Source organism: Alkalimonas sp. NCh-2 (assembly GCF_039631345.1).
Lineage (GTDB): Bacteria > Pseudomonadota > Gammaproteobacteria > Enterobacterales > Alteromonadaceae > Alkalimonas > Alkalimonas mucilaginosa.
In genome coordinates, this window is record NZ_JBDIUV010000006.1 from 19,781 (window position 1) to 45,796 (window position 26,016).

Here is a 26,016-nt window from a genome sequence, read left to right on the forward strand (position 1 = left end):
AGGAGCACAAAACATGCGTTTATCAGGAATGAATTTTAACGTGAACATGGGCGACATCATGATCCACGTTGACACAGCCACCCTGACCATTACCGACAACAGCGCGGTTAGCCAAACCAGCGGTGTGCCGGATGGTTATGTGGATGGCGATGTAGCGGCCAGCGGCGAACTGAATGTCAATGCCAGCCAGTTTGCCCTGATCTCCCAAGCAGCGAAGTCGGCAGGCGCATGGCGAGCCATGCAGACGTTCGACATCATGTTTTACGGCAAAACCGCCCGGGATGAAATGAAAGTCGAGGCGTTCGGCTGCCGCATCAAGCTCAGCGACATCCTGGACATCGACAAAAAAGGCGGCCAGGCCAGCTTGTTCAAAATCCCGTTTGATGTCACCAGCCCGGACTTTGTGCACATCGACGGTGTGCCGTACCTGCGGCCGGAAGAAATCGCCGATATCAAGCAGTAAAAGCAAGATGGCCAGTGCAGTTATTCGTGACTGCGCAGGCCTCTGAATGGGTAACAACCAGGTAAGAGGGAATGCAATGCACCAGGTAGATTTCGACTTTATCGCAGAGCTGGAAGGCAGGGCACAGCTAAAAGGCTATGTGCCGGATCCTGCCCATTCAAATTCCGGCGTCACCATCGCAACCGGTTTCGACATTGGCCAGCGCAGTGAAAGCGACATCATCAACCTGCTGCCAGAGCATCCCGAACTGGTAGATAAGTTGGTGCCTTACTGTGGCTTAAAGCGCATGGATGCCGTGATCGCGTTGCAGAAATGCCCATTGCTGATCACCCGGGAAGAAGCCGGCGTGATTGATAGCAGTGTCAAAAGCCAGTTTTTAGGCCAGTTACAACAACGGTACAACGCGGCATCCATGGACGTGTTTACCGATCTGCCAGCGGCCATGCAAACCGTGATCGCATCAGTGGCCTTTCAGTATGGCGATTTAGCAAGGCGCTGCCCGAAGTTCTGGCGCACCGCAGTTAACGCGGACAGCACCGCCATGATTAACGAGCTGCAAAACTTTGGTGATCGCTACCCGACACGGCGCAACCGAGAAGCCAATTACTTGCAGAAATATTGCCAGATGGGGGATGTATGAGCTGGAAAAAGATAGCAGGCACCGTTGGCAATGTTGCAGGTTCGCTGGCTCCGCTGCTGGGTGGTCCAGCAGGCCTTGCTGTCAGCATTGGCAGCCAGATTGCCGGAGCCCTTGGCACTGACAACAACCCGGACGCAGTTGCCGCAGCGCTGCAATCTGATCCGGCTGCTGCATTAAAACTCAAAGAGTGGGCAGCACAGGAACGCGAGCAAATCCGCCAAAGTCATGTAGAGCTGCAAAAAATAGCCCTGGCCGAGTATCAGGCCGAGCTGCAGGACAGACAGCAAGCCAGGATTGCCCACGCAGATCACTGGATGCCATCGGCCATCACCATTTTTTTGCTAGTGATGCTGGCCGCGCAAATGGGTGTGCTGTTTGTGTTCCAGATCCCCGAAGGTAACCGCGATCTGCTGGTGTACCTGTCGGGCAACTTCCTGCCGTTTGTATCTGCAGCTGTGTACTACTGGGTCAGCTCCACCAAGGATGCCACCCAGCGTGAAAAATTAATGTCCATGACTGGCAGCGGGCAGGCGGGATCAACCCAGCATAAAACGGAGGAGTGACCGTGGAGTTAACCAACTGGCTGATGGTGATCATGACCTTTATGGGGCTGGTAATGGCCGTGATGGTGCCGCTAATCGCGCACCTGTACAACGTGGTCCACAACACCACCGCCGAGCTAAGCCGCCACCAGACCCACATTGCCGAAAATTACTCCACCAAAATCGAGGTGGAAAAGCTCGCGTACCGGATTGAACGGCAAATGCGGGACGGCTTTGACAACCTGAAAGAAATTCTAACCAACAGAAGAGAGAAGGACGCAGCATGAAACAGAAAATCACACTGACCGTAGGTAAAACTGACTTTTTATTCAATGTCACGGTGCAAGACCACAGCGACTACATCGACGCCGCAGCACGGGGATCATCCATCACAGCCGCATCGCACAATTTCACAATGCGAACCATCGACACGGCCCAAAAAGATGAGTTTAAAAAACTGTTGGATGAGTGCCCAGGTGCAGAACTGCAAATCGCCGCAGCGCTGAAATCTGAGTTCTCGCCGGTACTGGAAATTACGGTAAAAAAATCGAACAGCTGATCGAGTCGATTGATTCGAATCAGCTGGAACAGTTGTTCATTATGCGGCGGCACCTGTTGCCGCATGAGCCGGACACCGAACAAAGCCTGGCCCGTGCCGCCTGGTTGGTAAAAAGGCAACGCGAAGACCTGCAGGCAATCGTAACCAACGCCATTGCCAAGGCCTTCGGCGGTTGATGGGTACCGGTGCCGGTATCGAGTAAAGACAGCAGCAACTACGCTGCAGCAACGGGGCATGTATGAGCTTACCAAAGCCACTGATGTTTACCATTGGCCTGATAGACCAGATAACCAAGCCGATTGCCAAAATCAGCCAGCAGTTAAATGGACTATCCGCCAACTACCAGCAAGGAACCATGCAAATGGCGGCCGGTGTGGGTGGTGTGGTGGCCAGTGGTTATGCGTTGCAACGCGCCCTGATGCCAGCCATTGAAATGAACCGCTCTTTGGGCGAAGTGCGCTCGCTGGGGGTGCAGGACAGCGCCCTGAAAATGCTGACCGATAACGCCTATGAATACGCCATCAAGTACGGTGAATCCGCCAGCACCTTTGTGCGGTCCAGCTACGACATCCAATCAGCCATCGGCGGTTTAAATGACGCCGATTTGTCCCGCTTCACCATGTCCAGCAACATACTGGCAAAAGCCACAAAAGCGGACGCGGCCACCATCACCAGTTACATGGGCACCATGTATGGCATCTTTAAAAACGATGCACTGGCAATGGGGCAAGGGGAGTGGGTAGACCGGTTAACCGGCATGACGGCCACCGCCGTGCAGGCATTTAAAACCGATGGTAAAAAAATGTCGGATGCATTTAATCAGCTTGGTGCATCAGCGGGTATTACGCCACTGGAAGAACAGATGGCCGTACTGGGAACACTACAAGCCGCAACGGGTAGCGGTGGGACTTCAGCAACACAGTATCGGGCATTTTTAGACGGTGTGGGTAAAGCCCAGGAAGCGCTTGGACTCAAATTCACAGACTCCCAAGGAAGAATGCTGCCGATAGTGGACATTTTAGAAACCCTGCAAGGCAGGTACGGCGATCTTACCGACGAAGCGGACAAGCTGGAATTACGAACAGCATTCGGAGGAGGCCAAGCACTAGGAGCCATTCAGTTTTTGATGAATGATATTGATGGCCTGCGAGGTTCTATTGATATGTTGGGCCAGGTAAAAGGCATGGAGCAAGCGGAGATCATGGCAGCAGCCATGGTCGACCAAAGCCAGCGCCTGGCCGAAAGCTGGTTTGTGATCCGTGCTGCATTTGGTAACGCGATACTGCCAGCATTTAACGGCTTTGTGGGCTGGATAGCCGATCTGGGCCGTAAAGTCATTTGGTTTACCAGCCTGTTCCCCAACATTACCCGCTGGCTGGGCTATGTGGCCATTGGCTTTGTGTTGGCGGTGGCCGCTGGTGGACTGTTTACCCTGATGATGGGGGCCAGCAAAATGGCAATGGTGGCCTGGACAGGGGCAACCATGGCCATGCAGGGGGTAGTGTGGCTGTTAAATGGTGGCCTGGCCGTGCTGCGTACTGCCATGCTGGCGGTAAACATCGCCATGTACGCCAACCCGATAGGGCTGGTGATCGGCGCAATAGCGGCCCTGATCGCCATCATCGCGGCGGCGGTGCACTACTTTGACGACCTGCGAAACTACATGGCACAAACCGCCTGGGGCCAGCCGATCCTGTTCGCTATTGATGCCATCGTGGACCTGTTAAAAACGCTGGCAAAAATTGCGGTTAGTGTGTTCTCAGCGTACTTCAGTGTGCTGAAAGTAGTCTGGTCAGTACTGCGGCCAATCGCTTCATTTTTGCTCGATGTACTGGTGGTTGCATTTAAAGTCGTCGGGGCCATAGCCGGTTTTGTTTTTGGGGCCATCGCCTACACCATTGGCGCTATTGTGCATTCAATTAACTGGCTGGCCTCTGTGATCCATCATGGGTTTTCCATTGCATTCGAATTTGTGGGAGAAGCATGGCAAGCGCTGGTGGATATGTTCGGAAATTTCGAGTGGTTCAACAATTTGCTATCAGCAGCTAGTGCAGTTGGCGAATTTATGTCATCACTGTGGAATGGCATCAAAGAAGCATTCGGCGCTGCATGGTCATGGATAGTCGAAAAGCTGAATAAGCTGCCAGGCATCAACATCAAAACCAACGTGCTGCCGGATGGGTTGGATGCACCAGACCTTGCTGGGAATCCTGATAATGCATCATCCATTGGCGCTATTGCCCCAATACGCAGCAGCGTTCCCCGCGGCGGCGTTAGTCAGCAGATAGCCAATGCCAACAACAGCAAATCCACTACCATCGGCAGCATTCAAATCTACCCGCAAAAAGTAGACACCGACTTTGCCAACTATGTGGAGATGCATGCATGAGCCTATACCGTGACCTGCATATCAATAACGGCGATCTGGTGCTGGATGCCGGTTTTAATCCTGAGTACCTGACCGATAGGGCGGTGATAGCACAAGACATCGCCCACGCAATCATCGAATCAGGCCTGGCACATTTGTTGGTAAGCGACAGAGGCACGGGCGTCACCGCCGACACCAAGGTAAGAATAAAATTGCTGGTTGAAGACGACACCCGGATCCTGCCGGGCACTGTCCGAGTTGAATCACAGGACAACGGCCAGTGGTGGGTATTTGCCGACACGATCGACTTTGGGCCGCTATCGCAAAGAATAACAGAAGGGCTGCTGTAATGGCTGACAGAATAAAAGTGCCAACCATCGACTTTAAACGCATTGTAGAAGATGCCGGCATACCGACCACGGAAGAAGGCTGGAAAGAACTGTTTAAACAGGATGTAGAAGCAGAAGGCAGCATCATTGCCAACGATTCGGCCTACTCACCATTCTGGCGGTTAATCAGCGCCATTGTAGCCAAGCCGGCCAACTGGATAGTCAACAAAGTACTGGTAGGCATTATTTTGCCAAACCTATTTTTGCAAACAGCGAATGACGATCAGTTTATTGAAGCCAAAGCCTGGGAACACGATTTAACCAGAAAAGAAGCCAGCAAAGCAGAAGGCAAACTACAGTTTCACCGGGCGGCCAGCATGGGGCCAAGCCTGTTAATACCGGCTGGAACCGTAGTACAGACGGATGCGATCAACGGAACGATTTACCGAGTTATCAGCACCACGGATGTGATCATGCCAACCAACATAACCACGGTTGATGTGCCAGTGATCGCAGAAAATGCCGGTGCAGACTACAACCTGGGCGCGGGTTATTTCCATGTGCTGGCACAGGGAGTTACTGGCATTGGCAGTGTCACCAATGGCGCTGACTGGCTCGATGTACTCGGTTCAGATCGGGAAAGCAACGACAACCTGAAGCTGCGCACCCGTAATGCATTTACCGCTGTGTCTGCCTGGCACATTGATGCGGTATACCGCGCCATTTTGACGCAACGGGCCGGCCTGAATACCAACAATATTTATTTTGAGCATGACGCGCCCCGTGGCCCAGGTACAGCCAATGCGTATATTTTGCTGGATACCGGCGAGCCCTCCGCAGAATTACTAGCCGATCTGAATCAATACCTTATGGAGCAAGGAAACCATGGCCATGGGGATGACATGCTAGTCATGGCAATGCCTGGGGTTGATGTTGCCGCTGGCGTCACAGTGTACCCATACAGCAACATGCTGGAAGAAGAAGTAACAGAGCTATTGGCAGCTGTAGAAAACTTTATCCGGTGTGCATTTCGGGAAAACACCAATTACACAGCAACAAAAACTGCCCCATTCACCAGGTTTAGCTTTAGCCGGTTAGGCAAAGAGCTACACCGGGAATTTGAAGGCATTGAATCATTGAATTGGCACCAGGCTGATATCACCAGTGCCAACAATGTGCCCCGTTTAACAACGCTGAGTATCGTAAACGGGAATGAGCCATGAACATCGAATGGTCATCAATAACCAGACTGCCACATTGGTTGGCCAGGCAGGGAAGCGAGCTAGACAAGCTGCGTAAAGCAACTGTTCGATTTTGGCAGCGTTTTGTTGATTTGCTGCAGTTCCCGGCAAAGCAGCTGGATCCAATGACGGCAGAACTGGAGCTTGTGCACCTTTTGGCGTGGGAACGCGAGATAGTGCAGATCCCGAATGAAACCGAGCAGCTGTATAGAACTCGGGTTAAGTATGCACTCAGATTTGCGCAAGGGGCTGGCAGTAAGTCGGGCTGGTATTACATGTTCAAAAAGCTGGGAACGCCATGGATAACCATTGATGAGCGTATCAGCGAAACCGATTGGGATGTAGTCAGCCTGCAATTGCTGGACAGTGATTTAGCTGACAGGGCCGGATTGATAGATAACATCTGCCGCCAGTACGGGAGAACCACCAGACGATACCAATTTGACACCATTGCCAGCTTGCCATTAGTGGCCCCGCCGAATGACTTCTCAATGGATAGTTTAACGGGGTTCGCTTCAATCAGCGGCAACATGATGCCAGGCATAGGCCTGGCACTGATGAGCAACGAATCAGATTTTGTCATAGCGAAAAACATCATTAGTTAAAAGATTAAGGAAATACCATGGCTTCAGTAATTACAATTGCAGGTGAACAACTATTTGCAGCAAAAGCACAGGCTAATGAGCAGCTGGACATTGATACATTCATCTTTGCCAACGTGCCAGGGCAAGACCCAACGGCACCGATTGATCGGGCGGAAAGCATCCCAACGGAACACATAGTACATCAGCAAATAGTGCAGCAAACAGGGCGAATCAATGAAAACGTGGTTGTTTACTCGACAGTTTTAGACAGTGTAACAGGCCCGTTTGAGTTCAATTGGGTTGGCCTTTATTCATCAGTGAACGACAAGCTTGTCGCGGTGAACCACGTTCCAACAGTCACAAAAACAGTCACAGATCAGGGAGAGGCGGGCAACACTTTAAACCGTAATTTTGGTATTGAGTACAGTGGTATTGCTGAATTAACTGGTATCACAGTAGCGCCAGAAACATGGCAGTTGGATTTCACTGCACGGTTAAACGGGATGGATGATTTAACCCGTAATTTGGCGACAGACATGAATGGAAAAGACTGGTTTATAGGCGATGGTTTTAAAGTTGTGCCGCGAGAAACTCTCAACAGCTTTAAAGTAACAGCAGGAACAGGCTATGTTTCAGGACTGCGAATTGAACTGGAATCAGATCATATTTTAACGCTAAATAGCTACCCGAAATTTGTATATATTGATGCATGGTTTGATGGTGATAGCAGCAGCAAATGGAAGGGTGAAAAGGATTTTTTGATAACAGATCAGGAGTTAGTTGATTACACAGATGAAAGCGGAAAAAAGCACTATCTATGTAAAATTGCAAATATTGAATCAGATGAATCAGTTGTCGATTTAAGAAGCTGGAGCAAAATTGATAACATCGAAAAAGAGGTTATAGCGTCAAGAGTTGTTGCAGGAATTAAACACCTGAAGGAGTTTCCGCAAATAGTGCAACATGCTGAATCATATATAGATGGTACAGGTGTTGGCGGTGGGAACTTTGTTTATTTTGCAGGAGTTTCAGAATCTATGCATGATGGCGGGAATTTTATAGCTGCAGCAGCATTGAATATGTGGGATGGAAGCCATGAAAACATAGCAACGGTATTAAGTTACTCAGGATATGGACAGGGATGCTTCGTGCGTGTCAATCAGCTGAATGAACAAGGGGTTGATCCGTTGATTTTCGGTGCAATGAGAGATGGCCAGACTGATGACAGTTTGAGTTTCATTGCTGCAATGCAGAGTCTTGTAAATACGCAAGCCGAAAAGAAAATAAAGCTGAAAGAAGGGAAATGGCGGCTAAAAAATATCCAGGTGGAAGGAGATATTGTAATTGAAGGAACAGAAGAAACTGAAATATCAGTTGATTTTAAAGAGCTAATGGATGGAACCGGTTTTACAGAAATATTGTTTATTAAGAACGGCGGAGGAAAGTTTGTTCTAAGGAATTTGAAAATAAATGGTAATTGGGAGAACCAGAATAGAAAAGCAACTTCAGATCAAAATGAATATGGGAATGTTGTTCGTATAAACAACGTTGAAAACGTTACTTTAGAAAATATTGAAATTATTAATGTCAGCACAAATTGGCAAAGCCCAGCTAATCCAGAGCGCATAAATTATTCAAATATTGGGGTTTTCCAATGTGAGAATGTTGAGTTAAATAATATAGAAGTTAGAAACTGCATTGTCGAGGGTGTTACAACATATCTATGTAAAAATGTGTACATAGATGGTTTTTATGCAGACACTAGAAATTGGTCAACTCTGAACGTTATATATGCAGATTACTGTGATATGAAAAAAGTAAATATAATGCAAAGAGGGGAGGGATCTAGAATAAATGCAATCTGCACAGAGATACATGCAGAAGATCTAAATTTAATGAAAGATACAACAGCGTCAACAAGTGCAAATGGCATTCAAATATCTAATGAGAATAATGAAGAAGAGTGGCCGCAATCATTTGCATCCATAACAAATATAACAGGAAAGAATCTTTTGGAAGTTGTGAAGGCAGCCGGCCAGCACAGTTTACAGCAAATAATGGAAACAGTGGTTATTAGGAATTTAAATCAAGTCAGTTGCAATGTCGGTGTGTTAGCTGGTTATGTAGGGAATTTGATTATTGAAGGAGTTACACCGGGGAAAGCAGAGCAAGGGATAACATCAATATCAGCATTAAGAATGCTAGTTGAGACAGGGAAAGGACCAAAATATGTAAGTGTTTCGGGAGTGAAAGGAGAATTTCAGCGCGGTATATACATACTGGATGCTTATTCAACAGATCAATCTCATGTAATAGATAAAATTTCGATTCAGGATATTGACATAATCGGAAACCGCCCGATGTATTCAGACAATAACTGGAACACGGCCGCGGGTTGCAGTATAGATATGTTGTTCTTAGATAACGTAAAATGCAAAAACAGCAGTACGTCTTTCAGCCTACCGGTCAGCATTCGGAAGGTTAACAAATTTATCAGCATGAACAGAGTGCATCAGCATGATTATGATAACGAATGGTCAATCAGGCTATCAAACTGCGATTATATGTTGAACGGACTAACAGCTAGTTGGGCGATGAATTCAAAGTCGCTATATCCATACCACTTTCAAAACGGACAAGGGCGCGTATCGATTACTAACGGAATGCTGATAGGGAGCCATGGAAATAATGCAGTAGTGCGGTTTAGCGATACATCAGCTACAGATGTAGTTATAACAGGTAACAGTCCTGATGGATATGTCAACAACATAACTGCAAACTTATAATATGCTAACCCTAAACGCCATAGCCATAGCCCTAAAAGGCATCCGGATCACAGCCAGCCAAGATCTGGCCACCGAAGATGCCAGCGGGCAAAGCAGCAGCACCGACACAGCAGAAACCGGCATCAAAGCAAAAATGCTGACCGTGACCGGATTTCTGCCGTTTGCTGATCAGCAAATGCTAACCGACCTGTTCAAAATGGCCGAAGCCACCGATGGCGGCGCACGGGAAACCTACCGCATCGCTAACAAAACAGCGGAAACACTCGGCATCAAGCAAGTAAAATTCAGCAGCAAAATCGAAGCCGTAGAGCAAGAAGCAACCAGGCAATGGAATGTGTCATTCACCCTGGCAGAAGTGCGAAGCGTCCCGCAGAAAAAAGAAGAGCGGGAAACTCTGGTAACCGCGGCCCAGCAAGGCGGCACTGGGGAAGCCGCCGAAGATGCCGAATCACCACCAGAAACCGAAGTTCAGCTAACCGGCCTGCTAGGGTTCCTAAAAGCCATCGACAACAGGCTGGCATAACATGGCCGAACCAAACGCAAAATTCACCGCCCGCGCCTACATTGGCAAAAAACTGGTCCATATCAGTGACCATTGGCTGGTACTCCAGGCAAACAGCCCCGGAACCTGCCAGCTCACCGTCGACGAAAAAGCAGAGCGCTACAGCGCCGTAGCCTTAGAACTGGGATGGGGCAGCATGATAGACCGCGTATTCATCGGCTACATAGAACGCATCATGCCAGCGGCCAACGGCCAATTTACCCTGTTCTGCCGCGAACTATCCGCCGCACTGGCAAACAACATCAGCGTCATGCTAAGGCATCCAACACTGCGCCAGGTGTGCGACAACATCAGCGAGCAAACAGGCATTGAATTCGACATACCACAAAATGCCTACGCAGAAACAGCCATCCCATGCTTTTACAGCGACACCAGCGGTTATGCCATGCTCGACAACATCGGCCGAGCCTACAGAATTCCAGACTACATCTGGCAACAACAAGGCAATGGGAAAATCTACCTGGGCAGCTATGCCGATTCGTTCTGGCACGGCAAAACCATCAGCATCCCCAACAACCTGATGACAGAGCAAAAGGCCGGCAAAACCGCCACCTTGCCAGCAGTGCCCAAAATACGGCCCAACGTCATCGCCAACGGCCAGCGGATCAGCAAAGTAGAATTCCGCGAAACCAACATGACCATAAGCTGGTAACCATGGAAAGCATCATTCGAAAAATCGTCTTACGAATATTCCCCGAGCTAAGCGCCCAGCTGCACCTGCCACGCTGGGGGAAAGTGATCGCACTGCCAGAGCTGCCAGCGCAAGAAGGCGAGCGGGGCAGCGATCCATTCTACCCACGCTGGGCCGTCGATATTGAACTGCTGGACGAAAACGGCACCGCCACCAACGGAAAAATACTGCAAGCAATCCCGCTGCCATTGCCAGGCGCTGGCATCAGGGCAGGGACCATGCACCCGCCAGCAATTGGCAGCATCGTAGAAATAGCATTCGCCTATGGTCGGCCAGACAAGCCATTCATCCGCACTGTGTTACCGTTCGGCTGGGAACTGCCAGCCATCAAGCCCGGAGAACACCGGGTACAAACCAAAGAAGGCGTCTACCAGCACATCGACGAAACCGGCAGCTTTGAAACTAAAACGCCAGAGAACCTAACCGACATCATCGGAAAGTTAGCCCAGCTGCAGTGCCAAACCAGAAAAGTCATCGCCAGCACAGAGCAAGACCACCGAAGCCCCAAAACATGGCTGGGCAGCGACAGCGAGAACGTGCTAAAGCTGCTGTCCGAGCTCATGGCCACAGTCAACGCCCTGGCCACCACCTGCGCCACCCACAACCACGGATCAGGCCCAGCACCAAACCAAGCCGGCGACTTTAGCGGCCAGGCATCAGAGGCCAGCGCCCAGAAAGGGCGGTTAGACCCAATCACCAAGTAAGAATCGAGCAAAGATAAATCCAACTACACCCCCATGGACCATAGCCAACCATAACTGCGCTGGCCACAGGCCAGCTGCAGCATAGTTGCACCCGACTATACAAGCCGGTATATACAGTTAGAAATGACTACGATCTAGACCAAAAAAAGAAAATGAGTTAGCGTAAGTGACTGATAGGGGAATCGATTGGGAAAAATAGATGAAGCACAGTACTGAATCAGTAAAAGCAAAAATTAAAGGGATGAATTTAGTTGATACTTTATTTATCGGAAAAGAAATAAAGGCATTGCCAAGCATATTAACGCCAAAAGAAGAAATAATAGCGGTAACGAAAGGGTTTTATAAAAACGGTGTCGGCCTGCTTTGTGCAACAACAAAAAGGATATTGTTTATTAATAAAGGGCTGATAAAGCTAAATGTAGAGGAGTTCCCATTGAAGTATGTTTCATCAATAAGCACAGAAAGCGGGCTTATGATGACAAAGGTTAGAATATTCGCATCAGGTAACAATGCCCAAATAGAACGAGCTCAAAAGGATGATGCAAGAAGGTTTGTTGAGGCTACCAGCCGCTTGATAGAGGAGCGTGATGAATACAAAAAATCTGATACAGAAGAAATGAACAATAATGAAGGAATAGATGTATACGAGCAGATTGAGAAGCTAGCCGCATTGAAGGATAAGGGAATAATTACTAATGAAGAGTTCAATGCTAAAAAAACAAAACTTCTCGGTCTGTAGTTAATATCTACTGCTGTCGCCATCCTGTATGGCGGCAGTATGCCGCTTAAACAACACAAAGACGACACTAACAGCACGAACGCAAGTTAACCCGCCACCTTAGCCAGCCGAAGAACTCAGCACACAACCGCACCCACGAACCCACAGCACGGAATCCAGAGCCACAGAGAAACCACGTCACGAAATCCGCACTCTTCCTCACCCTCCTGCGCGCTTTGTATGTTAATTTTTTTTCAGTTTTCTAAGCATGCAATTCATAGCTGCAGACCGCGCCAATTCTAAAGGCTTGCAAGGATCGAGGATCTGAAAAGATCGAGATTTTTTTCAGTAAATTACAGTTTTGAATGGGCTAAAAGCAGAAATCAAAAGTTGTAAGTTATTGAATGTATAGGTTTTGCTGTGGATTCCGTGAGGGTTTGCCAGAAAAGCGTCATTTTTACGTCATTAAAAATGTAATATAAAACAGTGGGATAGGGTAAAACAAAACTGAAATAAAAAACGGGTGAAAAGGGGATTTGGGGATCGGTTGGCTCCTGAAAAGATCGGGAGCCAGAGCCGGAAAAGGAAAGAATCATTCAAGCCGGGCACACTCTGAAACGCTGCTGATCATCTGCCTGGCCGTGTGCTGTCCTTGGTCTAGCACCACAGGAAGCCGGCCAGTTGCGCGGAAGCGGTTCAGGGATTCCTGAATATCCAGAACGCGGCCCCAGTCCACACCGCACACAATAAACGTCCAAAACTGCAGCGTATCCAGGTTGATATGAACGCCATCTTTCAGCTCAACACCATCATGCACCACACGAATGCCAGCCCTGCGCCAAGAATCTGGCAGATAACTGCCTTTATGCAGGCTTTCCAGTTGCTTCCGCACACGTTTTGGCAGGCCGTTCTGGCTCCAGCTTCGCACCGTGCGAAGCGAAACACAGCAAAATTCAGCCAGGCGTTTATGGTCAACGCGCTGTTTTACATCACCGGTCGCCGTCAAATAGGTATCAAAGAAGCCTGCAGCATGCAATAAATCCCGATCACTTTTAGATTGTTTATTCATAATCATAGCTTTATACATTCCATATTGTTATTAAAAACGGGTTCGTCCCGCTTTCCGGTAACTGCATAAAATGTGCCTATCAAGCGTCAAAAACAGCCAAACAATCAAAAGGGCAATTAATGCCAATTTTTACTGCTTGGCAGCTTTTACCGCTGAACTACGAATAAACTGCATTTAATTCAATATCTTGCAATTTAACATAATATACATTATGAGAAATGAAAACTAGGTGAAATCAGGCTCTAATCCCTGATTCAAACCGAAGCCGCCAAAAACAACGAATAAAGCCAGAATCGCGGCTGTAACTGACTTATTCAGCTTTTTTCCGAAATCGTGCCATACCTGCTTAGCTTCTTCTGACTTTGCTGTTTCTTCGGCCAGGTGAACCAAAACCCAGTCTTTGCACAACCCAGCTTCCTCTGCAATGAATAGCGCTTGCTCTTCGGTCAGGTGCCTTTTTCCCGCTTTGATTTGGCTGAGGTTAGCTCTTGTCATTGCTGGTATCTCTTCTGCTGCTCTGATGTCCTTATCGAGTCCTTTGGCTTTTTTGAATTCCTCAATCAACTCATAGCTGAACATTTTTTCACCCTTTTATTGTTTCCATTCTTGCAAACAAGCGCAAAAAGGATCATACTTAGTTTGTATCCAACGTTGGATACAAAAGGTTTTGTTGTTAATCACAGTATATACGAGGGCTACCACCATGAACACTAACTCCCTGAATCTGGTAATAGATGGCTACGGTTTTGCAATTCTCGTTACCGGCGGCTCAGCAACTCTTTTCGATACCCTGGAGGATTTAAAATTCCATGCTTCTTTGGCTGATATTGATTTGTCAGAATTTGAATGCATGTGGGCCTACAAGCTAAGTCCAGCCCTTCTGGCTAAGTACGGTTTAGAGTGTGGTAGCCCGACACCAGAACAGCCAGAGGGGCAACCTGATTTATCCACAGAAACGGTGTATAACTCCTGTTCAATCTGCGGCAAAACCAACTTTGATACGTCTACCGTCTGCAAAAAAGCATGTGTTTTTTCTCCTGCTGTCGGTGATTGGGTCTGCTTTTCTCCGTTACGTAACGGGGGTTCATATGTCTCTATCTAATGCTGAGCGCCAAAAGCGTTACCGCCAGAAACTCAAACAGCAAGCATCTAATCCGTTACGTAACGATTCAGAGCTTAAAGACGCCATCTATCGAGCCTATTACAAGGCGTATTGGCGTTTACATAACCCTGATTTTTCCAAATGTATGCATTACCAGGAAGGTGTCTCTTCCTTTCGTAAATATATTGAATCTGAACTTGGTATCAATCTTGGACTAGTGGGAATAACTGTACGCCACGCCGTGGGACCCAAAAAACCCTGATTTCACCCTGATAGAGTACTGAGGATCGGTTATGGATCAGAAAACAAAAAATTACTTAGAATTAAAAATTAAAATCTGCCAGGCGCTGCTGAACGGCGTTGTTTTCCATGTTAGAAACTCAGAAATTGATTGTGTTCCAATACCTGTTATGACAAAAACAGCCGCTAAAAAAAATGGATTGGTACTTAAGCGAGGGGCTAAAAAGGTTGGAACGTGGGATTTTCAAATAGGGGCAACCAGCGCGCGGGGTGGTGGTGATCTTTATTTGAATAAGAGCTTTAAGAAGCCTGACTAAAGATAAAACAACAAAGAACGACATGAGAAAGTTGGTTAACAAGCTTATTCGGTCTATGGATAAATTATGAAATACAAATTCAAAGCAACGCACCACGGCAGCTTGCATGGTATTCCTTGCTGGATTGACATGACTGATGATGAAGCGCCTGGCATTAAAGCAAAATTCGGAGTGATTGGTGAGTTTGCACTGGATTTCATGGAGGTATTGTTTGGCTTCTTTACTTGGTGCGCAACAGCGATGAACCCTGAATATGAGCCAATGTATGCAATCAAAGTCGGAAAACCAGTTAGTAAAACAAAAACCATGATAGAGCACTTATCAATGGTCGACTGTAGACGAAAACATCTTTACCAGCAGCTGCCACCGGCACGGATAGACAGCCCTGTCTGCGCTGCAGCACAGTCAGATGTGTCTGTACTGGCCATGGCGCATAGTTGCATCCATCTGCGCTCGATAGTAGTCAGGAGTATCTATGGCAGCTGGTAGTTACCTTGGTCCATACCGCAAAATTGATAGCGAGGTGAGCCAATGAACACCCGCGACATTAAACCGCTACTGGCCCATGGCCTACTTCGCTTCATCCATCTAACTGCCACCATGGAAGCCGGGGAACGTGTTCTGACTGCTCAGATACTGATGCAGCTACCGAACCAAAAAGAGCCAATCCCGTTTGATTTCCACACTGACCGGCCTTTCTATGACCGGTCAGAGGTATACGACTATTTCCGCTCGCTTGGCGTTCCTCAGTCCAGAATTATTTTCGAGCTTCCCCAGGGCTCAGGGCGCCTTTTTTCACCTTGTGAGCTTGTACGGGGTGCATCGTGATTGATATGGTCGGCCTTGCCGTTTTTTTCAAACCTGAATTTGTGGCGGAAACCTCGCAGGGCCACTATCTGAAAGACCCTGAAATGCTTCTCCGCGAACTTGGCATGGTCATGGTTGGCGAGGTCTGCTACGAGGAAGGCAACAAGAAAATACAGCGCCTACGCCACAATTTCGAATCTTTGCCAAGCTCCTTTGCTTCACTGGCCTACAAGGTTTTTGATGGCACCGATTTTAAACAACATCCTTATGTGAAAATCGTTGGCAACCCTGCCAAGCTCTTAACTGGCCATAACGTCTACGGCTCAGACGATGTTGAACTTTGTGTTATGGCCGTTGTTGAGGCTTTTGTATTTGCCTTCCCTGAACTTGCTGAGTGCCTGGACTTTTACCACAGTACTATTGATTACATAGATGTCACCTACTCAGCCCACACCGAAACACCGTCTCAGGCTGAGCAGCTTCATACCGTTCTTAAGAATCTGAACTACGGCCAGACCAAAGTAACCGCCTGTGATTACACCAGCACTACTTATTGGAATAAAGGCAGCGAACACCGTGAATTAAAAGCCTACTTAAAAGGCCCCGAGCTTGAAAAGCAAATTCAGCAGCTAACGATGAAACACGCCAAGCTGAAATACGACCATTTGAAGTTCCAGCTAGACACCATTACCAGACCGGACATCAAAAAGGCAGCTTCCACTGCCATCCGTTTTGAAGCCCGCTTAAAAAGCCGTTGGCTAAAAGCCCAGGGCATTATTTGTACCCTAGCCCATTTTACCAACCCAGCAAACGACTATACCAGCAAGCTTCCTACGCTATGGCGTACAGCTTTCAAAGACATATTTAATACATTCGAGGGGGCCACTATGGACGCCTACAACACTTCAGAAGTACATCACAATTTAAAGCTGGCACACCACCGCATTACACCCAAAGGCAATGTTTCAACGGCTAAAGCTGACCGGCTTTTTAACTTTTTCATGTCCATTAGAAGCAACGGCTACCAGGCAACCAAACAAAGCCATGACCGTGCTACTTTTGGCCGTTACTTAAAAGATTTGCAAGAAGCTGGCATCAGTAAAGCCCAGCTTATGCAGTTCACCGGCGACAATACCAATGTGATCCCATTCATCCGAATGATTAACGTTGATTTTGCACGTCAACTCCCTGCGGATTGGGTCGAACCCATGCCGTTACGTAACCAACAACCGGCTTTACGGCTGGTTTCATAATCTAAGGATTTAAAAATGAAGAAACTACAAGGCGACTTAGTCCGCGGCACGTATCGCGGTACCCGTATAAACCGCTCTAAACCAGACCAGAACGGCGTTATCAAAGAAACGCTTTATTGTGGCGTCTCTTACATCACGCAGGGTCGCTATGGCCCTGAAGAAGTCACAAAGGAAATGCTCATTTCTAAGGGGCTTATCGCTGAAGGCGTTCCATCTAAGCTGCAGGCTCTGGAAGGCAAAGAGGTTGAATTTCCAGTTTTCTATACACCTTGGTCGAACGGCAAAGGCATGACCTGCTTCTTGGCCAACAACATTAAAGACGTGCTGGAGCAGCCTGTACGCGCTGCCAGTTAAACCTAAAGGGCCATACCATGTTAGAAATTTTTGCTGCAATAAATCTAACAATCGTAATTCTATTTGTTGTCAATGTCGGCGCAACAATCATAGCAATCAACCTTCTTTATCGAGGCATCATCATTGCAAAAAGAGCAATAGCGATGTCCACGCCAGAAGGTAGAGATGCAGATTATGACGCCTACATGGCTAGAGAGCGCAAAAAGTATGGCCTTGACTAATTTTTTTGCCGCCCTGCTGTTACTCCTGAGCTTTGGAACTGCTGCCCAGTGCACCATTCCACAGCAGGACGGCATCTTAATTTTTACCGCTGATACAGCGGCTGACTGTACCGGCTACTGGCTTGTCCCAGCATCCGAATACGCAGCTTACTTATCATCGGTAGAAATAACTGTTGCTGATGTCACATCAGCGTTTTTATGGGGCTTCGGGACAGTTGTGTTCCTTGCCTTTTTGTCATACCAAGTGCGCATTGGCACTTCAATCGTAAGGAAGATTTAAAATGGCTGATATTTTTGCTGCTGTTGATTTGGGTTCAGTTGCTACTTTCGTGGGTGCAACTGGTGTGATTATTATTGGCATCGTAATGGCTTTCAAGGGCATTGACCTTGGCAAGCGCGCTGTCAAAAAGGCGTAAAGAAGATGGGCGGCTTAATAGTCGCCCTGATTTACACGCTGATAGCGGTAATCGGGGCGCTTTGCGGTTTTATCGTATCCCAAAATATGTTTAGGATTTGATGATGAAATACCTACTTTGCGCCCTGATCCTTATCGGGGCTTTTTTTTCACTGCCATCTGTAGCATCTGATGATCCGTTCTGCCTCCCCGGGAGTACGTACAATCCAGATTCAGGCCTTTGCGAAATTGCTGCCGGATATGGCACGAAGTACGAGGCAAGGGCCACAGTCGGTGGCTTTCTCGTCAAAGCTACTAAGTCTACTCGCATAGAAGCTGCTGAGGCTCTAATACCTCTAGGCGCTGCTCGATTAATTGATGCAAATCCACCAAGAGACGAGCAGGGTTTTCATTGTAATTCCAGCATTACTTTTTCTGTTACTGGTGGATCTGCCACTGAACATTTGCTAAGTCTACCTTTTCAGCGCCTCACTACGCGGACATCTACGGGTAATTCAAATGTCACCTGTGATAACACAACTCAAACCGGTGTAGATACTTATCCTATTACTATTTTAGAACTTCCCCCTGAATACTACTGTCCGCCAGATGACGCTCCTTCAGGTGGTCTTTTTGTTATCTATAACCCAGATAACAAAACTTGTGGCATGCGACCTGAGCGCCCTGATTGTGACTGCAGCAACCTACAAGGCCGTCACGCCGGCAGTTTTGACGGTTCGCTAGTTGACACCGAGGGGCAATATTCGCACGAAAATCCCCCACCCTGTATCAATGTATCTGACGCAAACGGCAATCAATGCTCCTGTGGTGTTGTTTCAAATATGTGGCATGCAACCCCAATAGGCGCAACATCAACATTACGTTGGACACCCTTCGGCGGCACTTTTACAGGTGGCAGCTGTGGCGATGATGATACAGGCCCTGGCGAACGCGAAACCTGCTTTACCCTGGCGAACGGTACACAGTGGTGCCTTGGTGACCCAAATATGGATTGTCAGGAAATAAACGGCATGCAGCAATGCCGCCCTGGTTGCGGCTACTTTAACGATGATTTTGTTTGCTACGATATTGACGACCCAGGCACGCCAGACCCTGATGACACCCAGCAAAACCCCATTGATGACAACATCAGCGACCCGAACAAGCCCATACAGGACATGATTAAGGGCGACTTTAAAGACGTCCAGCGCGGTACAGAGCAGCGCCTGGACAATATCAATATAACCCTTGGCAACCAAAATAACCGCCTTGATGGTACTAATAACCGCTTAGACCAAGCCAACAGCAAGCTTGATGGCATAGGTCGACAGCTTGATGGCATGGGCAAAGAATTAAAAGGCATCGGTGATACATTGGGTGATGCTTTCGGTGATGATGGCGGAGGCTCAGGAGACGTTGACGGCAATTGTACTGATGATGGCATCTGCTCTTGGTATGAGTCAGCTTATCCTGATGGCCTGGTAGGTATCTGGCAAGACCATAGCGCAGCATTAGAGCAAACCGCTATGTTTAACTTCCTTAATCAATTTCAAATCGACCCCAGCGGTTCAGCGCCTGATATGTCCGTATGCTTTAACCTTGGCCCTCTAGGGGATTACGGCTGTCATAGCTTAGAACTGCACCCTGCTTTATGGGGCTTTCTTTTTATCTGCATACAGATAACGGCCGCTTTTACCTGTCGCCGCTTGATATTTGGAGGTTAATTTATGCCGCAATGGTTACGCGATTTTGGCAACTGGATTTTGGACATGCTTAAAACCCTTGCCTATACACTGCTAACGATGATTAAAGATGCCTTGATGTTCATTTTTGAGCAACTGATGCTTTTAATCATCTTCCTGCTTGATGCTTTAGGCGACTTATTCAGCGCTTTAGATATCACGCAATACATAGCTGGCATACCACCAGATATGGCGTGGGTTTTACAGCAAATCGGTTTAGGCCAGGCCATTAGCATGATCATAATTGCAATCACTATTCGCATCATGCTCCAGTTGATACCATTTACAAGATTGGGTTCTTAAATGATTAACGGTTTATCAGGTCGCCCAGGCAGCGGCAAAACATACGAAGCAGTTACAAGCCACATCATACCGGCCCTTAAACAGGGTCGGAAAATCGTTACTAACATACCCTTGAACGTGGAATGGTTCGTAAACGTTATTGGCCTACCCTGTCGTGAACTCATTGTTCAGATAGACGGCGGCTTTCATAACTACGGAGGCAAACGTTTCTTTAGCCAGGCAGAGCATTTTTTGCAGTATCAGGACTGGCGCAACGACCAAGGCCAGGGTGTTTACTTCTTTGTTGATGAATGTCACCTAGCCATGCCAAAAGGCGGAACGGATAACCAGCTCAAAGAATACCTATCCATGCACCGCCACTACGGCCACGACATCATGCTTTTAACGCAGAATTTCCGAAAGGTAGACAACGATGTTCGTGATATGGTGCAAAACTGCTATTTCTGTACCAAGCTCACTTTCCTTGGCAAAGATGAAAAATACATTGTAAAAGTCGCTGATGGCGTATCGCGTAACATTGTCGTCACGCATGAACGCCAGTACGAAGATAAGTTTTATCCAGCGTACAAAAGCCATACCAAAGCTGACGGCCCAGTAACCGAAGCAGTCGCCGCTGACATCCCCAGTATGTACAACCATTGGACATTCAAGGGCGCTATCATCATGTTTATTATTGCTGCCCTTCTTTTGCTCTCTAACTGCTCATCATCGAAAAAGAAGCAGCAAAACAAGCCATCACAAGAAACACAGGCCATAACCAATGCACCGCCACAGGTACAGCAGCAAAACGCCTCACAGGCGCCTACAGAAGCCCGATTCCAGCGCAGCAGACAACCAGAACCCGAAGAAGAAAAACCGGCACATCACCCTTTTAGCAATATCCAGTTGCACATTGTCGGCCATTACGAAGACTACAACCGAAGGGGTCAGCGCCATAGAACTGTTTATTTTTCTGTATCGCGCAACGGTCAGTTTTTAAGTGAGATCACAAACGTTGATTTGGCATTGGCCGGTTACAACGTCCAGGTAATGAATGATTGCATGGTGCGTTTACGCTACGGTGAACGATTTGACACTTGGATACTCTGCGATAGCCCAACTCAGTCAGTTTCCACACCAGCAGACCGCTTAGCACTACGTACAAGCGAATAAGCAACGGGAAGGGGCCCCCTTTAGGGGAAGGGCCCCGTTTGCTTTTCGCGAACATCGCTTATAGAATCCTGTTAATTTCAATAACAGGGATTTGTTATGCTTCGATTTTTTCTGATCAGCATTACAGCTCTATACAGCTCTACACTTCTTGCTCATCAGCAATACACAGTTGCCCAATGTGAAGCTATAGCCGAAGAACGCGAACGCATAAAATCCCGTTTTAGAACCGGCTATCGCGCCCACGAAAGAGACTCCCTTAACCGCCGAGATAATTACCTTTTCCAGCAGTTATCCAGGCATTGCACCAACCCTATTCAGCCAGGTACCGGACAGGCCAGCAGCAATACGCAACATCAAAGAACCGTGACACGCTCACGCACCACAGTGAGCAACCAACCCATTAATACCAATTATTCAGCCCGAAACCGGGTTTATACCGGCGAAAAGGCTCAAGCCTGGCAGGATTTTTACCAGGCATCTGATGAATGCAGACGAAGAAACCCCTCCCAGGCTGATTTTGTTGCCTGTGCTGAGGATAGAACCCGTCAAAGGCGAGAGTTTGAGGCTCTTTGGTCGCAAAATAATCCATATTAACCCTTGCGTTACGTAACGAACAAGCTATAATGTTACGTAACGAATCTATTCTATTGTTACGTAACGGGGTGATTTATGGCTTTATCTAATGCTGAAAGACAAAAGCGGTACCGCGAAAAACGCAAAACTGAGGTATCAGAGCTTGAAAAGTTACGTAACGAAAACGCTTTTCTAAAATCTGAACTTGAAAAACTTCTTAATGAATTCGGTCTTCCACCCATACAAATGGCTTCTAAACCTTCCGAAACCCCTGTAAAACCAAGGTATAAGCCCATTAAACCCAAAAATTTATTTTTCTTTGTCAAAGATGGCCAGCTCGATGTCTCTTTATCCAACACCATGAATGAATCTTTGGTTCGCCAAGGTGTTAACTTGCTTATCTATGATGATTTGGTTCGTAAACACAAAAAAGAAGTCGATGCTCTTGTTCGCAAGGCTGAGTTAAACCGCATTTCTTCATACAATAAAAAAGTTGCTGCTTGGAATCCCTGGGCTTCAGCAAATGGTTTTGAGGTTCTCGATCCAATACCGGCGTAGCCGGTGCAGTGAGCGATAGCGAACGGGAACCCAGCTCCCCTCTGGTAAATGACTCCTTTATTCCGCGCCCACAATGGTCGATTTCAATCCGGCCCCTCCCGCGCTTGCCGAACAGACAGCGGCGTTAGCCGCACAAAGCGCCCGTAGGGCCGCATTAAATCGCTTTAGCGTCTCGCGCCATTGGCGCGTTCTCCCCGTCGCGTCTCCGCGACTCGCGAAGCGTTTTCTCCCGTGGCGTCTCCGCCACAGCCGCCTGTCTGCAGGTGGCCCCTCTTGGCGCGTCTCCGCGCCCCGCGATTTTTTCGACTACCAAAGGCCCGAAAAGAAAACTTTTTCCCCGTACTGGCCGAAAAAGCCGATCTCGCCAGGGTGGACTACAGTAATAGTCCACTCTTGTTTCAATTTGAAACAAAAAACAGATTTTAGGTACAAACTTGCTTGTTGAACAAACACAAAAAAACGCCTATTGTTCAGATAGGCGTTTTAAGTGTTGTAAGTCATTGTTCTAATTTAACAATATTTGCCATTATGGGATATCACCTAATAGGCCAATTAAGCCTGCTTTTTCCGCTAAATCGGTCCAAAGCTTAATGTGCTTCGTATTAAGACAATACCTAATGACAGGATTAAACAATGCCGGAGCACTACTGCCATGACACTTTTGCTTCGATGGTTTGGCCTTACTGCATTGTGGATTTGTTTTGCTTTGCAGGCGGAAAACATTTTGATGTCCGTACATCCTAATCAGCCTGGTACTGTGCGTTTGCAATTTGCCAGCGCGAATGACTTTAGTAATACGCGATTGGTGCATGATACGGTTATGGGTGGTCGCTCACATGGGACTTTACAGCCAGTTGAAACCACAGCGCTGCGTTTTAGTGGTCATCTGTCATTAGCGAATCACGGAGGTTTTGCCTCAGCGCAATTTAATTTAAAGCAGCCATTGCCTGCTTTGAATTTCCAGCAGATCAGATTGCAGTTAGCTGCCGATGGCCGTCGCTATCAGTTGCGGCTTAAAACACCATTTATCCCGGACGGTGTTGCTTATGTCGCGCACTTTGATAGCCAACCCGGCAAAGCCAGTTATGAATTTACGGCCAGAGATTTCAATGGGCAGTTTCGTGGCCGTGCTGTCGCGAATATGCCGGTACTTCACTTTGCCGATGTATATCAGGTCAGCATTATGCTGGCGGATAAAACCACAGGTAACTTTGACATTTTGCTCTATGACATTGAGTTCTCAGCGCTGCAGTCCATTTAAAACACATAGAAACTCAACTGTCACCGGGCTTGATGCCCACCTGTTTAACATTCCCCTGATCGTCTAACTGACGCACTGTGAGCACCAGAGCATCCAGTTTTACCTGATCGCCGACCACAACCCGACGGTGAAAGCGTTCGGTGATGTAATCAGCCAGAGTGACGTGGCTTTCATGCTCTGGCAAGGTAATGCTGTAAAAGGCATCCAGTTCATCCAGCGTGATCTGTCCATTTAGCACAAAATCGCCAAAGAAATCACTGGCTGTCATACTGCGGCTGCTGGCGGCACTGGCCAACACGGTACTTATTGCAGGCACATCGACCATTTTGCACAAGACCAGCACGCTGTCTTTGAGTTTGAATACTGGTTTCTCGCTGCTTAACAGCCATTCGCCGTTACGGATCACGCCTAAAAACTCTGCATTTTGTGGCACGGTAAAGTCCTGCCATTGCTTATCCAGCATCGGCGAGTCGGCTTTAAGATTGAATGAAATCACTTCAATCACATCATTGCTGTCGATAGCATCCAGCGGCATGGTTTGATCCGGCCCGGACTCTTTTGGTACTTCCAGTTTTAACCAGCGTGCGACCGGTGAAATACTCCAACCCTGGAACACCAGCGAGACAATCACAATTACAAAAGCAACGTTAAAGTACAGGTGCTCATCCGGTACACCAGCCAACCAGGGAAAGAGTGCCAGAATAATCGGCACCGCACCGCGAAGACCGACCCAACTGATAAACAGCTGATCTTTCGCCGGGAAGTGAAATGGGATCAAGCTTAGGATCACCGCTAAAGGCCGGGCGATGAAAATCAGTATGCCAGCGATGGCCAATGCCGGTAGCAGATGCTCCAGCAACTGGCTGGGCACCACCAATAAACCGAGCATCAAAAACATCACGATTTGACTCAGCCAGGCCAGCCCATCGTGCACCCGCAAAATATACAGCACCTGTGGCAAACGGGCGTTACCAACAAAATAGCCCATTAAATACACGGCCAGAAAGCCACTGCCTTCAAATTGTGTGGTGACGGCATAAACCGAGATACAGCAAGCCACCGCCATTAATGGAAAGAATGCAAAACTAAGTGGCAGTTTGCGGCACAAAAACACGAACAGGCGCCCTGCTCCATAACCGACAGCACCACCGATAATGGCTTGTTTTAAAAATACAATCAGCACCGACCAATCCAGCGCGGTGTATTCCGCCAGCACCCCAACCAGGGTGACCGTCAGCATTACCGCCATAGGATCGTTACTGCCAGACTCAATTTCTAAGGTCGATGCGACCCGGTCTTTGATGCGAATACCGCGGGATTGGAAAATGGAGAAGACTGCTGCGGCATCGGTCGAGCTAAGAATAGCGCCTAGCAACAAGCCCTGCAGCCAATGCAAACCCAGGATCCAGGCTGCAGCAAGACCTGTCACGGTGCAGGTAATCACCACCCCAAGGGTGGCAAGCATGGCGGCAGGTGCCAACGCAACCCGAAAGCGCTCTGGATGAGTGCGCATACCACCATCAAACAGAATAATCACCAGCGCGATGGAGCCAATCAAAAATGCAACTTGCGGGTTATTAAATGTGATACCTAACAATCCCTGTTCACCGGCCAGCATACCAATAATCAAAAACACCAACAGGATAGGTGCACCGATGCGGGCTGAAATCAGCGTGGCAATAATGCTGATTAAAAACAATGCCCCTATAACCAGAATAGTTAGATTAATGGCTTCCACGCGCTAAAGTCCCCTCCCCTAAATGCAAGTTGGCGGCTAAGCCAATTCGTTCAGTATAGCCTGCAAGGCGGCAGCCGGATCAGCAGCTTTGGTAATTGGCCGGCCAATCACCATGTAATCCACACCCACGGCTTTGGCTTCAGCTGGTGTCATAATACGGCGCTGATCGTCCTGGCTGCTGCCTGCAGGGCGAATACCTGGCGTAACAAGACGAAAGCCCTGTCCCAGTTGTTGTTTAAGTAAACTGGCTTCTTGCGCTGAGCAAACGACGCCATCCAAACCCGAGCTTTGTGCCAGAGTAGCTAAACGCATCACTTGTTGTTCGGGTGATTGCTCAATCCCAATTTCAAGCAAATCACTTTGCTCCATACTGGTAAGCACCGTCACGCCGATCAGCAATGGCTTGTTAGCACCAAAGATTTGCAAGCTTTGTGCTGCAGCTTCCATCATACGACGGCCACCGCTGGCGTGCACATTCACCATCCAGACACCAAGATCTGCCGCAGCAGCTACTGCTTTAGCGACTGTATTAGGGATATCATGAAATTTTAAATCAAGAAATACTTCAAAACCCTGGCTGTGCAATTGTTTGACAAAAGCCGGTCCAAAGTGAGTGAACATTTCCTTGCCGACTTTTAAGCGGCATTGAGTTGGATCCAGTTGGTGAACAAAATTCAGAGCGGCTTGCTGCTGATCAAAGTCCAGCGCAACGACAACCGGGCTGATAGTGGACATGGTAACTCCT

General features: G+C 47.9%; 34 protein-coding genes. 30 read left to right on the plus strand and 4 right to left on the minus strand.

Annotated features, from left to right (window positions below; genetic code table 11):
- Positions 1 to 13 precede the first annotated feature (13 nt).
- From ABC502_RS14480 to ABC502_RS14550, 15 genes are all read left to right on the plus strand, one after another.
- A complete protein-coding gene (locus tag ABC502_RS14480) occupies positions 14 to 463 on the plus strand; it encodes a phage protein (RefSeq protein WP_345916387.1) in 450 nt (149 codons plus the stop codon).
- A gap of 76 nt (positions 464 to 539) precedes the next feature.
- Positions 540 to 1,103, plus strand: a complete 564-nt coding sequence (locus tag ABC502_RS14485; RefSeq protein ID WP_345916389.1) for a pesticin C-terminus-like muramidase — start codon at positions 540 to 542, stop codon at positions 1,101 to 1,103.
- A complete protein-coding gene (locus ABC502_RS14490; protein ID WP_345916390.1) occupies positions 1,100 to 1,666 on the plus strand; it encodes a hypothetical protein in 567 nt (188 codons plus the stop codon). The genes ABC502_RS14485 and ABC502_RS14490 overlap by 4 nt, the downstream gene beginning before the upstream one ends.
- Before the next feature lie 2 nt (positions 1,667 to 1,668).
- A complete protein-coding gene (locus ABC502_RS14495) occupies positions 1,669 to 1,932 on the plus strand; it encodes a hypothetical protein (protein ID WP_345916391.1) in 264 nt (87 codons plus the stop codon).
- Entirely contained in the window at positions 1,929 to 2,204 is a 276-nt protein-coding gene (locus tag ABC502_RS14500; RefSeq protein ID WP_345916392.1) for a putative phage tail assembly chaperone, read from the plus strand. The genes ABC502_RS14495 and ABC502_RS14500 overlap by 4 nt, the downstream gene beginning before the upstream one ends.
- A 41-nt stretch (positions 2,205 to 2,245) precedes the next feature.
- Positions 2,246 to 2,380: a hypothetical protein gene (locus ABC502_RS14505; protein ID WP_345916601.1), complete on the plus strand. Its 135-nt coding sequence runs from the start codon at positions 2,246 to 2,248 to the stop codon at positions 2,378 to 2,380.
- Positions 2,381 to 2,442: 62 nt separating this feature from the next.
- Positions 2,443 to 4,593: a phage tail tape measure protein gene (locus tag ABC502_RS14510; RefSeq protein ID WP_345916394.1), complete on the plus strand. Its 2,151-nt coding sequence runs from the start codon at positions 2,443 to 2,445 to the stop codon at positions 4,591 to 4,593.
- Positions 4,590 to 4,922: a DUF2590 family protein gene (locus ABC502_RS14515; protein ID WP_345916395.1), complete on the plus strand. Its 333-nt coding sequence runs from the start codon at positions 4,590 to 4,592 to the stop codon at positions 4,920 to 4,922. Before ABC502_RS14510 ends, ABC502_RS14515 begins: the two co-directional genes overlap by 4 nt.
- Entirely contained in the window at positions 4,922 to 6,124 is a 1,203-nt protein-coding gene (locus ABC502_RS14520; RefSeq protein WP_345916396.1) for a baseplate J/gp47 family protein, read from the plus strand. The genes ABC502_RS14515 and ABC502_RS14520 overlap by 1 nt, the downstream gene beginning before the upstream one ends.
- On the plus strand, positions 6,121 to 6,747 hold the full coding sequence (locus tag ABC502_RS14525) for a hypothetical protein (RefSeq protein ID WP_345916397.1): 627 nt from the start codon (positions 6,121 to 6,123) through the stop codon (positions 6,745 to 6,747). Before ABC502_RS14520 ends, ABC502_RS14525 begins: the two co-directional genes overlap by 4 nt.
- 17 nt (positions 6,748 to 6,764) lie before the next feature.
- Complete coding sequence (locus ABC502_RS14530) at positions 6,765 to 9,512, plus strand: phage tail protein (protein WP_345916398.1); 2,748 nt, start codon at positions 6,765 to 6,767, stop codon at positions 9,510 to 9,512.
- Between the two features lies 1 nt (position 9,513).
- A complete protein-coding gene (locus tag ABC502_RS14535) occupies positions 9,514 to 10,035 on the plus strand; it encodes an adenine glycosylase (RefSeq protein ID WP_345916399.1) in 522 nt (173 codons plus the stop codon).
- 1 nt (position 10,036) lies between these two features.
- Complete coding sequence (locus ABC502_RS14540) at positions 10,037 to 10,726, plus strand: hypothetical protein (protein WP_345916400.1); 690 nt, start codon at positions 10,037 to 10,039, stop codon at positions 10,724 to 10,726.
- Between the two features lie 2 nt (positions 10,727 to 10,728).
- Positions 10,729 to 11,469 carry a hypothetical protein gene (locus tag ABC502_RS14545; RefSeq protein WP_345916401.1) on the plus strand — a complete coding sequence of 247 codons (741 nt, stop codon included), beginning with the start codon at positions 10,729 to 10,731 and terminating at the stop codon, positions 11,467 to 11,469.
- A 199-nt stretch (positions 11,470 to 11,668) separates the two neighbouring features.
- Entirely contained in the window at positions 11,669 to 12,208 is a 540-nt protein-coding gene (locus ABC502_RS14550; protein WP_345916402.1) for a PH domain-containing protein, read from the plus strand.
- Between the two features lie 571 nt (positions 12,209 to 12,779).
- Here ABC502_RS14550 and ABC502_RS14555 read toward each other — a convergent pair.
- Positions 12,780 to 13,256, minus strand: coding sequence for a hypothetical protein (locus ABC502_RS14555; RefSeq protein ID WP_345916403.1), 477 nt, complete (start codon positions 13,254 to 13,256; stop codon positions 12,780 to 12,782).
- Positions 13,257 to 13,481: 225 nt separating this feature from the next.
- Positions 13,482 to 13,835, minus strand: a complete 354-nt coding sequence (locus ABC502_RS14560; RefSeq protein ID WP_345916404.1) for a DUF3693 domain-containing protein — start codon at positions 13,833 to 13,835, stop codon at positions 13,482 to 13,484.
- Between the two features lie 124 nt (positions 13,836 to 13,959).
- Here ABC502_RS14560 and ABC502_RS14565 point away from each other — a divergent pair, with 124 nt between their 5' ends.
- From ABC502_RS14565 to ABC502_RS14635, 15 genes are all read left to right on the plus strand, one after another.
- Complete coding sequence (locus tag ABC502_RS14565; RefSeq protein ID WP_345916405.1) at positions 13,960 to 14,358, plus strand: hypothetical protein; 399 nt, start codon at positions 13,960 to 13,962, stop codon at positions 14,356 to 14,358.
- The gene (locus ABC502_RS14570) at positions 14,345 to 14,620 is read left to right on the plus strand and encodes a hypothetical protein (protein ID WP_345916406.1); all 276 of its coding nucleotides are present in this window, start codon (positions 14,345 to 14,347) and stop codon (positions 14,618 to 14,620) included. The genes ABC502_RS14565 and ABC502_RS14570 overlap by 14 nt, the downstream gene beginning before the upstream one ends.
- 31 nt (positions 14,621 to 14,651) lie before the next feature.
- The gene (locus ABC502_RS14575; protein ID WP_345916407.1) at positions 14,652 to 14,915 is read left to right on the plus strand and encodes a hypothetical protein; all 264 of its coding nucleotides are present in this window, start codon (positions 14,652 to 14,654) and stop codon (positions 14,913 to 14,915) included.
- A 66-nt stretch (positions 14,916 to 14,981) separates the two neighbouring features.
- Complete coding sequence (locus ABC502_RS14580; RefSeq protein ID WP_345916408.1) at positions 14,982 to 15,404, plus strand: hypothetical protein; 423 nt, start codon at positions 14,982 to 14,984, stop codon at positions 15,402 to 15,404.
- A 344-nt stretch (positions 15,405 to 15,748) separates the two neighbouring features.
- Positions 15,749 to 16,975 carry a phage/plasmid replication protein, II/X family gene (locus ABC502_RS14585; RefSeq protein ID WP_345916596.1) on the plus strand — a complete coding sequence of 409 codons (1,227 nt, stop codon included), beginning with the start codon at positions 15,749 to 15,751 and terminating at the stop codon, positions 16,973 to 16,975.
- Positions 16,976 to 16,990: 15 nt separating this feature from the next.
- Entirely contained in the window at positions 16,991 to 17,329 is a 339-nt protein-coding gene (locus tag ABC502_RS14590; RefSeq protein ID WP_345916409.1) for a hypothetical protein, read from the plus strand.
- 17 nt (positions 17,330 to 17,346) lie between these two features.
- Complete coding sequence (locus ABC502_RS14595; protein WP_345916410.1) at positions 17,347 to 17,550, plus strand: hypothetical protein; 204 nt, start codon at positions 17,347 to 17,349, stop codon at positions 17,548 to 17,550.
- Positions 17,495 to 17,830 carry a hypothetical protein gene (locus ABC502_RS14600; RefSeq protein ID WP_345916411.1) on the plus strand — a complete coding sequence of 112 codons (336 nt, stop codon included), beginning with the start codon at positions 17,495 to 17,497 and terminating at the stop codon, positions 17,828 to 17,830. Before ABC502_RS14595 ends, ABC502_RS14600 begins: the two co-directional genes overlap by 56 nt.
- Before the next feature lies 1 nt (position 17,831).
- Complete coding sequence (locus tag ABC502_RS14605; protein WP_345916412.1) at positions 17,832 to 17,966, plus strand: hypothetical protein; 135 nt, start codon at positions 17,832 to 17,834, stop codon at positions 17,964 to 17,966.
- A gap of 103 nt (positions 17,967 to 18,069) precedes the next feature.
- A complete protein-coding gene (locus ABC502_RS14610; RefSeq protein ID WP_345916413.1) occupies positions 18,070 to 19,668 on the plus strand; it encodes a hypothetical protein in 1,599 nt (532 codons plus the stop codon).
- 3 nt (positions 19,669 to 19,671) lie between these two features.
- The gene (locus ABC502_RS14615) at positions 19,672 to 19,989 is read left to right on the plus strand and encodes a DUF2523 family protein (RefSeq protein WP_345916414.1); all 318 of its coding nucleotides are present in this window, start codon (positions 19,672 to 19,674) and stop codon (positions 19,987 to 19,989) included.
- On the plus strand, positions 19,990 to 21,141 hold the full coding sequence (locus tag ABC502_RS14620; RefSeq protein ID WP_345916415.1) for a zonular occludens toxin domain-containing protein: 1,152 nt from the start codon (positions 19,990 to 19,992) through the stop codon (positions 21,139 to 21,141).
- Positions 21,142 to 21,237: 96 nt separating this feature from the next.
- Entirely contained in the window at positions 21,238 to 21,735 is a 498-nt protein-coding gene (locus ABC502_RS14625; RefSeq protein ID WP_345916417.1) for a hypothetical protein, read from the plus strand.
- A gap of 75 nt (positions 21,736 to 21,810) precedes the next feature.
- A complete protein-coding gene (locus tag ABC502_RS14630) occupies positions 21,811 to 22,272 on the plus strand; it encodes a bZIP transcription factor (protein WP_345916418.1) in 462 nt (153 codons plus the stop codon).
- A 727-nt stretch (positions 22,273 to 22,999) separates the two neighbouring features.
- Positions 23,000 to 23,533, plus strand: a complete 534-nt coding sequence (locus ABC502_RS14635) for a CIA30 family protein (protein ID WP_345916419.1) — start codon at positions 23,000 to 23,002, stop codon at positions 23,531 to 23,533.
- Between the two features lie 13 nt (positions 23,534 to 23,546).
- On the opposite strand, the gene ABC502_RS14640 is transcribed toward ABC502_RS14635, so the two are convergent.
- Positions 23,547 to 25,271, minus strand: a complete 1,725-nt coding sequence (locus ABC502_RS14640; RefSeq protein ID WP_345916420.1) for a potassium/proton antiporter — start codon at positions 25,269 to 25,271, stop codon at positions 23,547 to 23,549.
- Between the two features lie 36 nt (positions 25,272 to 25,307).
- Positions 25,308 to 26,006, minus strand: coding sequence for an orotidine-5'-phosphate decarboxylase (gene pyrF, locus ABC502_RS14645; protein ID WP_345916421.1), 699 nt, complete (start codon positions 26,004 to 26,006; stop codon positions 25,308 to 25,310).
- Positions 26,007 to 26,016: the final 10 nt, after the last annotated feature.

Coding starts and splice junctions, on each gene's coding strand:
- ABC502_RS14555 (WP_345916403.1), bottom strand. CDS start 13,256: ATGAATAAACAATCTAAAAGTGATCGGGATTTATTGCATGCTGCAGGC.
- ABC502_RS14550 (WP_345916402.1), top strand. CDS start 11,669: ATGAAGCACAGTACTGAATCAGTAAAAGCAAAAATTAAAGGGATGAAT.
- ABC502_RS14630 (WP_345916418.1), top strand. CDS start 21,811: ATGGCTTTATCTAATGCTGAAAGACAAAAGCGGTACCGCGAAAAACGC.
- ABC502_RS14500 (WP_345916392.1), top strand. CDS start 1,929: ATGAAACAGAAAATCACACTGACCGTAGGTAAAACTGACTTTTTATTC.
- ABC502_RS14545 (WP_345916401.1), top strand. CDS start 10,729: ATGGAAAGCATCATTCGAAAAATCGTCTTACGAATATTCCCCGAGCTA.
- ABC502_RS14540 (WP_345916400.1), top strand. CDS start 10,037: ATGGCCGAACCAAACGCAAAATTCACCGCCCGCGCCTACATTGGCAAA.
- pyrF (WP_345916421.1), bottom strand. CDS start 26,006: ATGTCCACTATCAGCCCGGTTGTCGTTGCGCTGGACTTTGATCAGCAG.
- ABC502_RS14560 (WP_345916404.1), bottom strand. CDS start 13,835: ATGTTCAGCTATGAGTTGATTGAGGAATTCAAAAAAGCCAAAGGACTC.
- ABC502_RS14580 (WP_345916408.1), top strand. CDS start 14,982: ATGAAATACAAATTCAAAGCAACGCACCACGGCAGCTTGCATGGTATT.
- ABC502_RS14530 (WP_345916398.1), top strand. CDS start 6,765: ATGGCTTCAGTAATTACAATTGCAGGTGAACAACTATTTGCAGCAAAA.
- ABC502_RS14515 (WP_345916395.1), top strand. CDS start 4,590: ATGAGCCTATACCGTGACCTGCATATCAATAACGGCGATCTGGTGCTG.
- ABC502_RS14505 (WP_345916601.1), top strand. CDS start 2,246: ATGCGGCGGCACCTGTTGCCGCATGAGCCGGACACCGAACAAAGCCTG.
- ABC502_RS14585 (WP_345916596.1), top strand. CDS start 15,749: ATGGTCGGCCTTGCCGTTTTTTTCAAACCTGAATTTGTGGCGGAAACC.
- ABC502_RS14485 (WP_345916389.1), top strand. CDS start 540: ATGCACCAGGTAGATTTCGACTTTATCGCAGAGCTGGAAGGCAGGGCA.
- ABC502_RS14610 (WP_345916413.1), top strand. CDS start 18,070: ATGAAATACCTACTTTGCGCCCTGATCCTTATCGGGGCTTTTTTTTCA.
- ABC502_RS14480 (WP_345916387.1), top strand. CDS start 14: ATGCGTTTATCAGGAATGAATTTTAACGTGAACATGGGCGACATCATG.
- ABC502_RS14635 (WP_345916419.1), top strand. CDS start 23,000: ATGTCCGTACATCCTAATCAGCCTGGTACTGTGCGTTTGCAATTTGCC.
- ABC502_RS14570 (WP_345916406.1), top strand. CDS start 14,345: ATGTCTCTATCTAATGCTGAGCGCCAAAAGCGTTACCGCCAGAAACTC.
- ABC502_RS14620 (WP_345916415.1), top strand. CDS start 19,990: ATGATTAACGGTTTATCAGGTCGCCCAGGCAGCGGCAAAACATACGAA.
- ABC502_RS14535 (WP_345916399.1), top strand. CDS start 9,514: ATGCTAACCCTAAACGCCATAGCCATAGCCCTAAAAGGCATCCGGATC.
- ABC502_RS14520 (WP_345916396.1), top strand. CDS start 4,922: ATGGCTGACAGAATAAAAGTGCCAACCATCGACTTTAAACGCATTGTA.
- ABC502_RS14510 (WP_345916394.1), top strand. CDS start 2,443: ATGAGCTTACCAAAGCCACTGATGTTTACCATTGGCCTGATAGACCAG.
- ABC502_RS14605 (WP_345916412.1), top strand. CDS start 17,832: ATGGCTGATATTTTTGCTGCTGTTGATTTGGGTTCAGTTGCTACTTTC.
- ABC502_RS14490 (WP_345916390.1), top strand. CDS start 1,100: ATGAGCTGGAAAAAGATAGCAGGCACCGTTGGCAATGTTGCAGGTTCG.
- ABC502_RS14595 (WP_345916410.1), top strand. CDS start 17,347: ATGTTAGAAATTTTTGCTGCAATAAATCTAACAATCGTAATTCTATTT.
- ABC502_RS14615 (WP_345916414.1), top strand. CDS start 19,672: ATGCCGCAATGGTTACGCGATTTTGGCAACTGGATTTTGGACATGCTT.
- ABC502_RS14590 (WP_345916409.1), top strand. CDS start 16,991: ATGAAGAAACTACAAGGCGACTTAGTCCGCGGCACGTATCGCGGTACC.
- ABC502_RS14575 (WP_345916407.1), top strand. CDS start 14,652: ATGGATCAGAAAACAAAAAATTACTTAGAATTAAAAATTAAAATCTGC.
- ABC502_RS14625 (WP_345916417.1), top strand. CDS start 21,238: ATGCTTCGATTTTTTCTGATCAGCATTACAGCTCTATACAGCTCTACA.
- ABC502_RS14600 (WP_345916411.1), top strand. CDS start 17,495: ATGCAGATTATGACGCCTACATGGCTAGAGAGCGCAAAAAGTATGGCC.
- ABC502_RS14525 (WP_345916397.1), top strand. CDS start 6,121: ATGAACATCGAATGGTCATCAATAACCAGACTGCCACATTGGTTGGCC.
- ABC502_RS14565 (WP_345916405.1), top strand. CDS start 13,960: ATGAACACTAACTCCCTGAATCTGGTAATAGATGGCTACGGTTTTGCA.